At 66.5% G+C, this 12883-nt stretch carries 13 protein-coding genes; 3 read left to right on the top strand and 10 right to left on the bottom strand.

Annotated elements, in window-relative coordinates; translation table 11 throughout:
* The 4 genes from WT24_RS03915 to rpe all read right to left on the bottom strand — a co-directional run bounded on the left by WT24_RS03915 (position 1) and on the right by rpe (position 3911).
* Positions 1 to 591, bottom strand: coding sequence for an aminodeoxychorismate/anthranilate synthase component II (locus tag WT24_RS03915; RefSeq protein ID WP_034209841.1), 591 nt, complete (start codon positions 589 to 591; stop codon positions 1 to 3).
* A gap of 13 nt (positions 592 to 604) precedes the next feature.
* Complete coding sequence (gene trpE / locus WT24_RS03910; protein ID WP_060031392.1) at positions 605 to 2098, bottom strand: anthranilate synthase component I; 1494 nt, start codon at positions 2096 to 2098, stop codon at positions 605 to 607.
* Between the two features lie 357 nt (positions 2099 to 2455).
* Entirely contained in the window at positions 2456 to 3220 is a 765-nt protein-coding gene (locus WT24_RS03905) for a phosphoglycolate phosphatase (RefSeq protein ID WP_059499659.1), read from the bottom strand.
* Between the two features lie 4 nt (positions 3221 to 3224).
* Positions 3225 to 3911: a ribulose-phosphate 3-epimerase gene (gene rpe / locus WT24_RS03900; RefSeq protein ID WP_006482066.1), complete on the bottom strand. Its 687-nt coding sequence runs from the start codon at positions 3909 to 3911 to the stop codon at positions 3225 to 3227.
* A 177-nt stretch (positions 3912 to 4088) separates the two neighbouring features.
* Here rpe and apaG point away from each other — a divergent pair, with 177 nt between their 5' ends.
* The gene (gene apaG / locus WT24_RS03895; RefSeq protein ID WP_006477037.1) at positions 4089 to 4463 is read left to right on the top strand and encodes a Co2+/Mg2+ efflux protein ApaG; all 375 of its coding nucleotides are present in this window, start codon (positions 4089 to 4091) and stop codon (positions 4461 to 4463) included.
* A 14-nt stretch (positions 4464 to 4477) separates the two neighbouring features.
* Here apaG and WT24_RS35210 read toward each other — a convergent pair whose 3' ends face one another.
* Positions 4478 to 4621, bottom strand: coding sequence for a hypothetical protein (locus WT24_RS35210; protein WP_257127426.1), 144 nt, complete (start codon positions 4619 to 4621; stop codon positions 4478 to 4480).
* A 28-nt stretch (positions 4622 to 4649) separates the two neighbouring features.
* Between WT24_RS35210 and WT24_RS03890 the strand changes: the two genes are divergently transcribed.
* Positions 4650 to 5774, top strand: a complete 1125-nt coding sequence (locus tag WT24_RS03890) for a murein transglycosylase A (RefSeq protein WP_257127425.1) — start codon at positions 4650 to 4652, stop codon at positions 5772 to 5774.
* A gap of 248 nt (positions 5775 to 6022) precedes the next feature.
* Here the strand turns inward: WT24_RS03890 and paaK are convergent, their stop codons facing one another.
* From paaK to paaN, 5 genes are all read right to left on the bottom strand, one after another.
* Complete coding sequence (gene paaK, locus WT24_RS03885; RefSeq protein WP_060031390.1) at positions 6023 to 7321, bottom strand: phenylacetate--CoA ligase PaaK; 1299 nt, start codon at positions 7319 to 7321, stop codon at positions 6023 to 6025.
* A 38-nt stretch (positions 7322 to 7359) separates the two neighbouring features.
* On the bottom strand, positions 7360 to 7812 hold the full coding sequence (gene paaI, locus WT24_RS03880; protein WP_060031387.1) for a hydroxyphenylacetyl-CoA thioesterase PaaI: 453 nt from the start codon (positions 7810 to 7812) through the stop codon (positions 7360 to 7362).
* Position 7813: 1 nt separating this feature from the next.
* Complete coding sequence (gene paaG, locus WT24_RS03875) at positions 7814 to 8605, bottom strand: 2-(1,2-epoxy-1,2-dihydrophenyl)acetyl-CoA isomerase PaaG (RefSeq protein ID WP_060031384.1); 792 nt, start codon at positions 8603 to 8605, stop codon at positions 7814 to 7816.
* Positions 8606 to 8650: 45 nt separating this feature from the next.
* Positions 8651 to 9853 (bottom strand): 3-oxoadipyl-CoA thiolase, encoded by a 1203-nt coding sequence (gene pcaF / locus WT24_RS03870; RefSeq protein WP_059499655.1) that lies wholly within the window; start codon positions 9851 to 9853, stop codon positions 8651 to 8653.
* A gap of 87 nt (positions 9854 to 9940) precedes the next feature.
* Positions 9941 to 11647, bottom strand: a complete 1707-nt coding sequence (paaN, locus tag WT24_RS03865; protein WP_059499654.1) for a phenylacetic acid degradation protein PaaN — start codon at positions 11645 to 11647, stop codon at positions 9941 to 9943.
* Between the two features lie 129 nt (positions 11648 to 11776).
* On the opposite strand from paaN, the gene WT24_RS03860 reads away from it, so the two are divergent.
* Positions 11777 to 12553: an enoyl-CoA hydratase gene (locus tag WT24_RS03860; protein ID WP_059499653.1), complete on the top strand. Its 777-nt coding sequence runs from the start codon at positions 11777 to 11779 to the stop codon at positions 12551 to 12553.
* Positions 12554 to 12883 lie beyond the last annotated feature (330 nt).

Below are 12883 nucleotides of genomic sequence, written 5' to 3'. Positions count from 1 at the left end.
TCAGGCGGCCGGTGCGGCCGCAGCGCGGCTCTGTTTCAGGAAATTCTCGAGCAGCGCATGGCCGTGCTCGGACAGGATCGATTCCGGGTGGAACTGCACGCCTTCGACCGGCAGCGTCTTGTGGCGCACGCCCATGATCTCGCCGTCGTCGGTCCATGCGGACACCTCGAGGCAATCGGGCAGCGATTCGCGTTCGATCGCGAGCGAGTGATAGCGCGTGACGTCGAAATGCTTCGGCAGGTCGGCGAACACGCCGCGGCAGTCGGTTTCGATCCGGCTCACCTTGCCGTGCATGATGGTCTTCGCGCGCACCACGCGGCCGCCGAACGCTTCGCCGATCGCCTGGTGGCCGAGGCAGACGCCGAGGATCGGCTTCCTGCCCGCGAATTCGCGCAGCACGTCGAGCGTGATGCCCGCGTGTTGCGGATTGCTCGGCCCCGGCGACAGGCAGATGGTGTCGGGATTCAGGCGCGCGATGTCGTCGAGCGTGATTTCGTCGTTGCGGTAGGTGCGCACGTCCTCGCCGAGTTCGCCGAAGTACTGGACCAGGTTGTAGGTAAACGAGTCGTAGTTGTCGATCATGAGCAGCATGGTCAGTCTCCGGTCAGAAGTCGCTATCGAGGCCGTCCTGGACCTGTTCGGCCGCACGCAGCACCGCGCGCGCCTTGTTCTCGGTCTCTTGCCATTCGGATTCGGGCACCGAATCCGCGACGACGCCGGCCGCCGCTTGCACGTACAGGTTGCCGTTGTGGATCAGGCCCGTGCGGATCGCGATCGCGAGATCCATCTCGCCCGAGAACGACAGGTAGCCGACCGCACCGCCGTACAGCCCGCGCTTGACCGGCTCGAGCTCGTCGATCAGTTCCATCGCGCGCACCTTCGGCGCGCCGGACAGCGTGCCGGCCGGGAACGTCGCGCGCAGCACGTCGTAGTTCGTCATGCCGGGCTTCAGCTTGCCTTCGACCGAGCTGACGATGTGCTGCACGTGCGAGTACTTCTCGATCACCATCTTGTCGGTCACCTGCACCGAGCCGATCTCCGCGATGCGGCCGACGTCGTTGCGCGCGAGGTCGATCAGCATCACGTGCTCGGCGATCTCCTTCGGATCGTTCAGCAGTTCGGTCGCAAGCTCCGCATCACGCTCCGGCGTGTTGCCGCGCGAGCGCGTGCCGGCGAGCGGACGGATCGTGACGATCTGGTCGTCGCCGCGCTTTTCCTGGCGCACCAGGATTTCCGGCGACGCGCCGACCACGTGGAAATCGCCGAAGTTGTAGTAATACATGTACGGCGACGGATTCAGCGAACGCAGCGCGCGGTACAGCGACAGCGGATTGTCGCGGTACGGCTTCGTCAGCCGCTGGCCGACCTGGATCTGCATCAGCTCGCCGGCCGCGATGTATTCCTTCGCCTGACGCACGGCGGCCAGATAGTCGTCCTTCTTGAATTCGCGGAACGTCTCGGTGCGCACGCTCGCCGACGTGACGGGCGGCTGCACGGTCGTGCGCAGGCGCTGCTTCAGTTCGCGCAGCCGCTGTTTTGCCTTCGCGTACGCTTCGGGCTGGCCCGGGTCCGCGTAGATGATCAGGTACAGCTTGCCGGCGAGGTTGTCGATCACCGCGACTTCCTCGGTCAGCAGCAACTGGATGTCGGGCAGCCCGAGATCGTCGCGCGGCGCGGTGTTCGCGAGCTTCTTCTCGATGTAGCGCACCGCGTCGTAGCCGAAGTAACCGGCGAGGCCGCCGCAGAAGCGCGGCAGGCCCGGGCGCTGCGCGACCTTGAAGCGCGCCTGGAACGATTCGATGAACTGGAACGGGTCGCCGTCGTGCGTCTCGACGACCTGGCCGTCGCGCACGACTTCCGACACGCCGTTGCGGGTGCGCACGAGCGTGCGGGCAGGCAGGCCGATGAACGAGTAGCGGCCGAAACGTTCGCCGCCGACCACCGATTCGAGCAGGAACGAGTTGGCGCCCGCGCGTTCGGGCTGGGCCAGCTTCAGGTAGAGGGACAGCGGCGTTTCGAGATCGGCGAGCGCTTCCGCGATCAGCGGGATGCGGTTGTAGCCTTCGTTCGCGAGCGATTGGAATTCGAGTTCGGTCATGTTCCGGTCCTGTTCGGGACGAGCGGCGCGTGCGCCAGGGATCACTTGACGCTGCGCGGGTGGCCGTCGGCGAAAGGGCGGTCGATCGAGAAGTGCCTGTTGCCGGCCGGCACTCCGGGCGTGAACGTCGCGAGCCTGCGGCCGGTCCTGAACGCAAGCGTTCGGGCGCGGTGGAACTCGAGGTGGTGCGACGATCGGCGCGCGGATGCGCAGCGAGATAAAAAACGGCGCTGAAGACGTGCTTCAGCGTACCTCATCGAAGAGGTCAGCGCGACCAGCGACGCCAGGGCCAGGCTCCCCGGTCGATGCTGCTCAGACTCCGTTTTTTATTCAGAAACATGCGGATGGAAGAAATAATCAGACGGTTGGCCGGCCGGCGTTGTGCGCGGAAATTGCGCGAGCCGCGACCAGCAACGAATCGACTATACCATCCGAATTTATCGTTTGTATAGCCTTGCCGTGGTTGTAGCCGTACGGCACCGTCAGCGTCGCCATCCCGGCCGCGCGGCCGGCCAGCGCATCGTTTTCCGAGTCGCCGATCGCGACCGCGGTGTCCGGCGCGACGCCGAGCGCGTCGCAGGCCGTCAGCATCGGCAGCGGATCGGGCTTCTTGCGCGCGACGCTGTCGCCGCCGAGCACGATGCCGAAGCAGCCGGCCAGCCCGTATTGCTCGAGCAGCTCGACCGCGAAGCGGTGCGGCTTGTTCGTCACGCACGCGAGCCGGATGCCGGCCGCGCGCAGCGCGTCGAGCCCGGCCGCCACGTCCGGATAGAGACGCGTGTGGCGGCCGTTGATCTTCGCGTATTCGGTCTGGTAGATCGCGAGCGCGTCGTCGAAGCGCGCGTGCGCTTCATCGGCCGGGAAGCGCGGCTTCAGCACGCTCTGGATCAGGTGTTCGGAGCCCTTGCCGACGTAGCCGATCACTTCGTCGCGCGACGTGGCCGGCGCGCCGAGCCGCGCGAGCATCCCGTTCAGGCCGGCCGTGAAATCGTCGGCCGTGTCGACCATCGTGCCGTCGAGGTCGATCAGCGCGGCATCGATGCGCGGCGCGGCAAAGCGGATCGCGGCCGCGTCCGAGGCGGCCCCGGCCGGCGCGTGGCCGGCGAACGACGAGTCGGCCACGGCGTCAGCTCCGCTCGACGGTGGCGAGCGCCGCGCGCATCTCGTCGATCACCTTGCGATAGTCGGGCTTGCCGAAGATCGCCGAACCCGCGACGAACGTGTCGGCGCCGGCTGCCGCGATTTCCGCGATGTTGTCGGCCTTTACGCCGCCGTCGACTTCGAGCAGGATCTCGCGGCCCGTGCGTTCGGTGTACGCGTCGATGCGGGCGCGCGCCTCGCGCAGCTTGTTCAGCGTTTCCGGAATGAACGACTGGCCGCCGAAGCCCGGGTTCACCGACATCAGCAGCACGAAGTCGAGGCGGTCCATCACGTGGTCGAGGTAGTTCAGCGGCGTGGCCGGGTTGAACACGAGGCCGGCCTTGCAGCCGTGGTCGCGGATCAGCGACAGCGTGCGGTCGATGTGGTCCGAGCCTTCCGGGTGGAAGCTGATCAGGTTCGCGCCGGCCTTCGCGAAATCGGGCACGATCCGGTCGACCGGGCGCACCATCAGGTGCACGTCGATCGGTACCTGCACGTGCGGGCGGATCGCCTCGCAGACGAGCGGGCCGATCGTGAGGTTCGGCACATAATGGTTGTCCATTACGTCGAAGTGAATCCAGTCGGCGCCGGCGGCGACCACGTTGCGGACTTCTTCGCCGAGCCGTGCGAAGTCGGCCGACAGGATGCTGGGAGCGATGCGGAATTGAGTCATGACAGGGGAGCGGGGACGTTGCGGCGCAAAACCGTCATTCTACCGTCCGGCGACCCGGTGCGCGGCGGCAGGCCGTGCGGTTGCGGCCCGATTGCGCATAGAATGCCGAACCAATGCAGCGCGCCCGCGGCCCGGCCGCCCGAGTCGGCGCGCGCGGTTACCTACAGCGGACACACCATGAGTCAGTATCAGTTCACCGTTTCGGTGAAAACCAGCTACTTGCCGGAACAATCCGACCCCGATCACCGTCAATACGCATTCGCGTACACGCTGACCATCCGCAACACGGGGCAGGTCGCGGCCCAACTGATCGCGCGCCACTGGATCATCACGGACAGCGAGAGCCACGTGCAGGAAGTCAAGGGGCTCGGCGTCGTCGGCCACCAGCCGCTGCTGCAGCCGGGCGAGCATTTCGAATACACGAGCTGGGCCGTGATCGCGACGCCGGTCGGCACGATGCGCGGCGCGTACTTCTGCGTGGCGGAGGACGGCGAGCGCTTCGAGGCGCCGGTCGACGAGTTCGCCCTGCACATGCCGCGCACGCTGCATTGAGCGTGCGGCGCGCGTCAGCGCGGCTGGCGGTCGTTGTGGCGGGCCTGCTTCTTTCTGCCCGACGACGTCCACACGATGATGAAGATCAGCAGGGCAAGCGCTACGAAGGCTTCGAGCGCGAAGATGAGCATCGGATATTGGTCGAGAAAATCTGACATGGCGGTTTCCATCAAGAACGGACATTGTATGTGGTTTGGGCCCCGGCTGGCCGGGTGGATGGCCGCAGCCGCGGCGGCGGCGCTGCTCGCCGCGTGCGGCGGCGCGCCGACGCGAACCTCCGCGCTGAAGCCGCCGACCGGCGCGGCGATCGTGCCGGGGCAGGTCGCCGCGAAGCGGCTCACGCCGGTCGCGTGGCAGCAGGTGCCGGGCTGGCAGGACGATTCGCTGATCGGCGCGACGGCCGCGCTGCGGCAGAATTGTGCGCGGCTCGCGCGCCAGCCGGCTTGGACGCGCGCTTGCGCGGCCGCCGATCGGCTCGACGAACTCGACGTCAGCAGCGCACGCACCTTCTTCGAAACGTATTTCACGCCGTTCCAGCTCGCGAATACCGACGGGACGCTCGACGGGCTCGTGACCGGCTATTACGAGCCGCTGCTGCACGGGTCGCGCGTGCGCCGCGGCCCGTATCAATACGCGCTCTATCGCTGGCCGGCCGGCTATCGCGCGGGCGCCGCGCTGCCGGCACGCGCGCAGCTCGAGCGCGCCGGCATCCTGAACGGCAACGAGCTCGTGTGGGTCGACGATCCGATCGAGGCATTCTTCCTGCAGGTGCAGGGCTCGGGTCGCGTGCTGCTCGACGACGGTTCGGTGATGCGGGTCGGCTTCGGCGGCACCAACAATCAGCCGTACCGTTCGATCGGCAAGTGGCTGCTCGATCGCGGCGAGCTGACGCCCGCGCAGGCGACGATGCAGGGCATCAAGGCCTGGGCGAAGGCGAACCCGACGCGCGTCGACGCGCTGCTCGACACGAATCCGCGCTTCGTGTTCTTCCGCGACATGCCGACCAAGGAAGATGCGCCGCACGGCGGCGCGGACGGCCCGATCGGCGCGCTCGGCGTGCCGCTGACCCCGGAGCGCTCGATCGCGGTCGATCCGTCGTCGATCCCGCTCGGCACGCCGGTGTTCCTGCAGACCACGCGTCCGCTGACGAATACGCCGATGAACCGGCTCGTGTTCGCGCAGGATACGGGCTCGGCGATCAAGGGCGGCGTGCGGGCAGACTATTTCTGGGGGCTCGGCGACGATGCCGGCGACCTGGCCGGCCGGATGAAGCAGGTCGGCAGGATGTGGCTGCTGTTCCCGAATTCGTGATGTCGGGCGGCGCCGGCTGCAGGACGGTCGCGCGCGAACGAAGCGGCGGCATTGATGGCGCGCCTCGTGCGCGTGGGTGTGCCGGTCTGATCGCCGGTGTGCCCATGTGATTTCAGTTCGCGTAATGCTGTGCGCGTCGCGTCGAACGACGCTTTGGAGTCGAGCAGCCCGATCGGCATTGGCCGACCGGGCTGTTTCGTTTGCAGGCGCGGATCGGCCGCTGCGCGCCGCATGCGCGGCGAGCGACCTCAGCCCATGCGTTTGTCGACGACGCGGCGCGCCTTGCCGACCGAGCGCTCAATGCCGTTCACGGGCAGCACGTTGATCACGGCCGTCACGCCGATCAGCGACTTGATGTCGTACGCGAGCGCCTGTTTTGCCGCCTGGATCGCCGCGGTATCGGGCGCGGTTTCCGGGCACGGCTCGACGTTGAGCGTCAGCACGTCGAGCGGACCTTCCTTGGTCAGCACGATCTGATAGTGCGGCGCGAGCGCGCGCTGCTTGAGCAACTGTTCCTCGATTTGTGTCGGGAACACGTTGACGCCACGCACGATCATCATGTCGTCCGACCGGCCGGTGATCTTCTCCATCCGGCGCATCGTCCGGGCGGTGCCCGGCAACAGGCGCGTGAGGTCGCGCGTGCGATAGCGGACGATCGGCAGCGCTTCCTTCGTCAGCGACGTGAACACGAGTTCGCCGAGTTGGCCGTCCGGCAGCACTTCGCCGGTGTCGGGATCGATGATTTCCGGATAGAAGTGGTCTTCCCAGATGGTCGGGCCGTCCTTGGTCTCGACGCATTCGGACGCGACGCCCGGGCCCATCACTTCGGATAACCCGTAGATGTCGACCGCGTCGATGCCCATCCGCTGTTCGATCGCGACGCGCATGTCGTTGGTCCACGGCTCCGCGCCGAAGATGCCGATGCGCAGCGAACTCTGCACGGGATCGAGACCCTGGCGCTCGATCTCGTCGGCGATCGACAGCATGTAGCTCGGCGTGACCATGATGATGTCGGGCCGGAAATCCTGGATCAGCTGTACCTGTTTTTCGGTCTGGCCGCCGCCGAACGGGATCACGGTCAGCCCTGCGCGTTCGGCGCCGTAGTGCGCGCCGAGCCCGCCCGTGAACAGCCCGTAGCCGTAGCTGACGTGGACCTTGTCGCCGCGGCGCGCACCGGCGGCGCGGATCGAGCGTGCGACGAGATTCGCCCACGTATCGATGTCGGCGGCCGTATAGCCGACGACCGTCGGCTTGCCGGTCGTGCCCGACGACGCGTGGATGCGCGAGATCTGGTCCTGCGGCACCGCGAACATCCCGAACGGATAGCTGTCGCGCAGATCGCCCTTGGTCGTGAACGGAAAGCGCGACAGGTCGGCGAGCGTTTTCAGGTCGTCCGGATGCACACCGACTTCGTCGAACTTGCGGCGATAGACGGGCGAGTGGTCATACGCGTGCCGGAGCGACCACTTGAGGCGTTCGAGCTGCAGCGCGGTCAGCTCGTCGCGTGAGGCGGTCTCGATCGGCTCGAGCGGTAGCGGGGTAGTCATGCATGTCTCCAGTGTTTGTTATGAGCGAGCCGTCGACGTCAGCGGTCTTCCGGGATGACCGTGCCCTTGATCTGGGCGGATTTGCCGCGAAACATCGCGACCGTGTCGCCTGTCTGGTTCGTGACGCGGATGTCGTAGATGCCATGGCGGCCGGCACGCGCCTGTTCGACCGCCTCGGCCGTCAGCACGTCGTCGCCGTGCACGGGGCGCAGGAATTCGATCGAGCAGCCGGCCGCGACCGCATTCAGGTTGTACGAGTTGCACGCGAACGCGAAAGTCGAATCGGCGAGCGTGAAGATGATGCCGCCGTGACAGGTCTGGTGCCCGTTCAGGAATTCGGGCCGCACGCGCATCTGCAGGCGGGCGTAGCCGGCGCGTATTTCGACGATTTCCATGCCGAACGCGCGGCTGCAGGCGTCGGCGTCGTACATGGCCTGCGCGGTGGCGCGGGCGAGCGAATCGGGGTCGAGCGTGGCGGTGGCGTTCATCATGTCAACGCCCTTCGAAGCGCGGCGCGCGCTTCTCGATGAAGGCCTTCACACCTTCCGCATAGTCGTCCGACTGGCCGAGCTTGCGCTGCAGGTCGCGCTCGAGGTCGAGCTGCTGATCGAGCGTGTTAGTGACGCTGTTTCGCATCGACTGCTTGATCGATGCGATGGCGAGCGTCGGCTGCTGCGCGAGCTGGGTGGCAAGCTGGCGGACCGTGGCGACGAGCGCGTCGTCGTCGACCGCGCGCCAGATCAGGCCCCACTGTTCGGCTTGTTCGGCGCCGAGCTTGTCGCCGGTCAGCGCGAGCCCCAGCGCGCGTGCCATGCCGACGCGCTGCGGCAGGAACCACGTGCCGCCCGAATCGGGCACGAGTCCGATCTTGACGAAGGCCTGGATGAAACTGCTCGAGCGGGCAGCGAACACCAGGTCGCACGCAAGTGCGAGATTTGCGCCGGCGCCGGCCGCCGTTCCGTTGACGGCGGCGATCACGGGAATCGGCAGACGCTGCAGGCGGCGGATCAGCGGATTGAAATGCTCGTCGATCAGCGTGCCGAGGTCGGTGGACGCGCCTGGCGTGAAGTCGAGATCGGCGAGGTCCTGGCCCGCGCAAAAGCCGCGTCCCGCACCCGTCAGAATCAGTGCGCGTGCGCCGGCCGCTTCGACTTCATCGAGCGCCGATTGCAGTTCGCGATGCATCGCCCGTGTGAAGCTGTTCAGCTTGTCGGGGCGGTTGAGCGTGATCGTGGCCACGCGCGCGGCCTGATCGATATCCAGCTGGATCGCCTGATAGGACATGCAGTGTCTCCTTCATGACTTCGTTATAGGCGCGCGGCGCGTCGGTTACACGCGTTCGATCGCGAGCGCGATGCCCTGGCCGACGCCGATGCACATCGTACAGAGCGCGAAGCGGCCGCCGGTACGCTCGAGTTGATGGAGCGCCGTGGTGACGAGCCGCGCGCCCGATGCGCCGAGCGGGTGGCCGAGCGCGATCGCACCACCGTTCGGGTTCACGCGGGGATCGTCGTCGGCGACGCCGAGCATGCGCAGCACCGCGAGACCTTGCGACGCGAACGCCTCGTTCAGTTCGATCACGTCGAACTGGTCGATGCGCATGCCGAGCTGGTGCAGCAGCTTCTGCGTGGCCGGCGCGGGACCGATGCCCATTACGCGTGGCTCGACGCCGGCCGTCGCCATCCCGACGACGCGCGCGCGGCGGCGCAGGCCATATTGGTCGGCCGCCTGCGCATTGGCGAGCAGCAGCGCGCAGGCGCCGTCGTTGACGCCCGACGCGTTGCCGGCCGTGACCGAGCCGTCCGGGCGCACGACGCCCTTCAGCTTCGCGAGCGCTTCGAGCGACGTTTCGCGCGGATGCTCGTCACGCGACACGACCACGGGATCGCCCTTCTTCTGCGCAATCGTGACCGGTACGATTTCCTCGGCGAGCGTACCGTCCTGCTGTGCCCGCGCGGCCTTCTGCTGGCTGCGCAGCGCGAACAGGTCCTGATCCGCGCGGTTGATGTGGTAATCGACCGCAACGTTCTCGGCCGTCTCCGGCATCGAATCGACCCCATACAACTGCTTCATCAGCGGATTGACGAAACGCCAGCCGATCGTCGTATCGAAGATGTCGGCCTGGCGCGCGAACGCGCTCGCGGCCTTGCCCATCACGAACGGTGCGCGCGTCATGCTCTCGACGCCACCTGCGATCATCAGGCGCGCTTCGCCTGCCTTGATCGCGCGCGCTGCCGTGCCGACCGCATCCATTCCGGAGCCGCACAGTCGGTTCAGCGTCGTGCCCGGCACGGCGGTGGGCAGGCCTGCCAGCAGCGCGGACATGCGCGCGACGTTGCGGTTGTCTTCGCCGGCCTGGTTCGCGCAGCCGTAGATCACGTCGTCGATCGCTGCCCAGTCGACGTCGCGGTTTCGCTCGATCAGCGCCTTGAGCGGCACCGCGCCGAGGTCGTCGGCGCGGACATCTTTCAGGGCGCCGCCGTAGCGGCCGATGGGAGTGCGAATCGCGTCGCAGATGTAGGCGTCTGTCATGAGCGTATCGGTGAGTGACGAACTCGCCGGGTGGCGGATTCGTTCATGGTAGAGAACGTGGCGGCGTTTGCACGTCGGCCATTCGGGTTATGCCGTCTGGCCAGCTTCCGCAGGTACTGCCTTCGGGGCAACATGGACGCGGCTTTGAACCACGCGGAACCGGTTGGCGACGAATGCCGGGTCGGCCAGCGCGGCGTTGGCGGCTGGATTCGCGCCCGTGCCGTGGAAGTCGGAGAAGGCGGCCGACTGATTGACGAATACGCCGCCCGTCAGGTTGATCGACAGCGCGACGCCGCCACGCACCGCTGCGTCGTGTGCGGCGTTGACGATTGCGTCGTCGGTGCTGTAGACGGAGAGGGTCAGTGCGCCATGCTCGGCGGCGATTGCACCGGCCAGATCGAGCGATTGCGCGGTCGAGTCGGTTGCGATCACGAACGAGATAGGGCCGAACCACTCCTGCGTGAATTTCTCGCGGTCGGCCACGTCGAGTTGCAGCACGAGGGGCGTACGCACGCGCGCATCGGGGAAAGCGGGGTGCTGGAGGGGCACGCTGTCCGCGAGCACACGGCCGAGTTTGCGCGCGTCGTCGATACGCGCGGTCACGCCGTCGTTCTGGATCGCGCCGATCAGTTCGACCGAGCGTGCCGGGTCGCCGGTGAGTTTTTGCACGGCAATCGCGATCGCTTGTGCGACGTCGTCGAAGCTCGCATGGCCGTCGGCCGTCCGGATGCCGTCGCGCGGCACGTAGATGTTCTGCGGTGCCGTGCACATCTGGCCGGAGTACAGCGCCAGCGAGAACGCGATGTTCTTGGCGGCGGCCTTCAGGTCGTCGGTCGAGTCGATCACGATCTGGTTGACGCCGGCTTTCTCGGTGTAGACCTGCGCCTGATGGGCATGGCGTTCGAGCCACGTGCCGTTCTGCGTGCTGCCGGTGAAGTCGATCAGCTTGATCTCCGGGCGCAGCGCGAGATCCTGGACGAGGGCGCCGTCATTGGGTTCGGTCGCGAGGAGCGTGACGACGTTCGGATCGAACCCGGCTTCGCGCAGCACGTCGCGGGCGATCCGCACCGTGATGGCGAGCGGCAGAATCGCGCCCGGATGCGGTTTGACGATCACGGCATTACCCGTTGCCAGATCGGCGAACAGGCCCGGGTAGCCGTTCCAGGTCGGGAACGTGCAGCAGCCGAGCACGAGGCCCGTGCCGCGCGGCACGATCGTATAGCGCTTGTGCATCGCGAGCGGTGGGTTCTTGCCTTGCGGCTTTTCCCAGTGCGCATCGGCCGGGATGCGGCGCAGTTCGTCCCACGCATAGGCAACTGCCTCGAGGGCGCGGTCCTGCGCGTGCGGGCCGCCGGCCTGGAACGCCATCATGAAGGCTTGCCCCGTGGTGTGCATCACGCTGTAGGCAATTTCGAAGCTTGCGCGGTTCAGGCGCGCGAGGATTTCGAGGCTGACGCCGACCCACGCGCTCGGGCCGGCTTCGCGCCACGTGCGTCGCGCGGCCGCTGCGGCAGCGATCAGGGCGTCGGGCGTCGATTTCGGATACCGGACGCCCAGCGCGATGCCGTACGGCGAGCGCTCGGCGCCGACCGTTTCACCGGACGCCGGCTGGTCGAGCACGAAGGTCTTGTCGAGGTGCGACTTGAACGCGGCCTCACCGTCCGCGCTTGCACTTTCCCCGTACACTTTGGGACTCGGCATTTCGGCGAACGGGCTCCAGTACCCGCGGCTCTCGATGGCGGCGAGTGCGTGTTTCAGCGTGTCTTCGTGCTTCGTGAACAGGGCATGGGTCATGGCGGCGGCCTGATGAACGTTGAGAGGGATCGGATCGATTAATTAACCGACCGGTTGGTCGGAGAATGGTAGCATCAAACTATTCGCATGTGCGAGGCGTTTCTCATTTCATTGATCGAGGAGAAATAGATGGCTTACGAGAACATCCTGGTGGAGACCCGCGGGCGTGTCGGTCTGGTGACGCTGAACCGTCCGAAGGCGCTGAATGCGCTGAACGATGCGCTGATGGACGAGCTGGGTGCTGCGCTGAAGGCGTTCGATGCGGACGACGATATCGGCGCGATCGTCGTGACCGGGAGCGAGAAGGCATTCGCTGCCGGCGCGGACATCGGCATGATGGCGGCCTACTCCTATATGGATGTCTATCGGGGCGACTACATCACGCGCAACTGGGAGACGGTCCGCGAGATCCGCAAACCGATCATTGCTGCGGTTTCGGGCTTTGCGCTGGGCGGTGGCTGCGAGCTCGCGATGATGTGCGACATCATCTTCGCGGCGGACACGGCCAAATTCGGTCAGCCGGAAATCAAGCTGGGCGTCATGCCGGGTGCGGGCGGCACGCAGCGTTTGCCGCGCGCGGTATCGAAGGCGAAGGCGATGGACATGTGCCTGACCGCGCGCTTCATGGACGCCGCCGAAGCCGAGCGTGCCGGGCTCGTGTCGCGCGTGCTGCCGGCCGACAAGCTGCTCGACGAGGCGATTGCCGCCGCGACGACGATCGCCGAGTTCTCGCTGCCGGCGGTCATGATGGTCAAGGAGTCGGTGAACCGCGCGTACGAGACGACGCTGGCCGAAGGCGTCCACTTCGAGCGCCGGTTGTTCCATTCGTTGTTCGCAACCGAAGACCAGAAGGAAGGGATGGCGGCATTCGTCGAGAAGCGCAAGCCGGTGTTCAAGCACCGTTGATCGGCGGGCGCCGCGCACCGCGGTAGGTATCCGGTGACTGCTCTGTATCGATTCTCGGCGTGATTGCTTCGCTCGGTTCTTCAAAAGCCTCCGTGCGCGGCAGCGCACGGAGGCTTTTTCAAACTTTCTTCACAAAGAGCTTGCACGGACGGGGGCGGATGCATAGAATCACGCCTCTTTCGCGCTAACGGAAACGCAGCGCGGGAGGAAGGGAAGCGGTGCTGTTGAGGTTCGGAAGTAGCGAGCCTTGGCAGCGCAGGAAGATGGCCCCGCAGTCGTAACGATGTCGTGCAGAAAGTTGTTGACGCGCTGCGAAACACGGTTCATAAT

The sequence above is a fragment of the Burkholderia sp. MSMB1078WGS genome (assembly GCF_001528895.1).
Classification (GTDB): Bacteria; Pseudomonadota; Gammaproteobacteria; order Burkholderiales; family Burkholderiaceae; genus Burkholderia.
Note: the sequence above shows the minus strand (reverse complement) of the source record. Positions and strands in the feature narration are given on the sequence as shown.

What these genes read in the sequence shown, in the direction of transcription:
- WT24_RS03890 (WP_257127425.1), top strand. Translation starts at nt 4,650, where the DNA reads ATGTGGTTTGGGCCCCGGCTGGCCGGGTGGATGGCCGCAGCCGCGGCG.
- apaG (WP_006477037.1), top strand. Translation starts at nt 4,089, where the DNA reads ATGAGTCAGTATCAGTTCACCGTTTCGGTGAAAACCAGCTACTTGCCG.
- WT24_RS35210 (WP_257127426.1), bottom strand. Translation starts at nt 4,621, where the DNA reads ATGTCAGATTTTCTCGACCAATATCCGATGCTCATCTTCGCGCTCGAA.
- paaK (WP_060031390.1), bottom strand. Translation starts at nt 7,321, where the DNA reads ATGACTACCCCGCTACCGCTCGAGCCGATCGAGACCGCCTCACGCGAC.
- trpE (WP_060031392.1), bottom strand. Translation starts at nt 2,098, where the DNA reads ATGACCGAACTCGAATTCCAATCGCTCGCGAACGAAGGCTACAACCGC.
- paaI (WP_060031387.1), bottom strand. Translation starts at nt 7,812, where the DNA reads ATGATGAACGCCACCGCCACGCTCGACCCCGATTCGCTCGCCCGCGCC.
- paaN (WP_059499654.1), bottom strand. Translation starts at nt 11,647, where the DNA reads ATGACCCATGCCCTGTTCACGAAGCACGAAGACACGCTGAAACACGCA.
- paaG (WP_060031384.1), bottom strand. Translation starts at nt 8,605, where the DNA reads ATGTCCTATCAGGCGATCCAGCTGGATATCGATCAGGCCGCGCGCGTG.
- rpe (WP_006482066.1), bottom strand. Translation starts at nt 3,911, where the DNA reads ATGACTCAATTCCGCATCGCTCCCAGCATCCTGTCGGCCGACTTCGCA.
- WT24_RS03860 (WP_059499653.1), top strand. Translation starts at nt 11,777, where the DNA reads ATGGCTTACGAGAACATCCTGGTGGAGACCCGCGGGCGTGTCGGTCTG.
- pcaF (WP_059499655.1), bottom strand. Translation starts at nt 9,853, where the DNA reads ATGACAGACGCCTACATCTGCGACGCGATTCGCACTCCCATCGGCCGC.
- WT24_RS03915 (WP_034209841.1), bottom strand. Translation starts at nt 591, where the DNA reads ATGCTGCTCATGATCGACAACTACGACTCGTTTACCTACAACCTGGTC.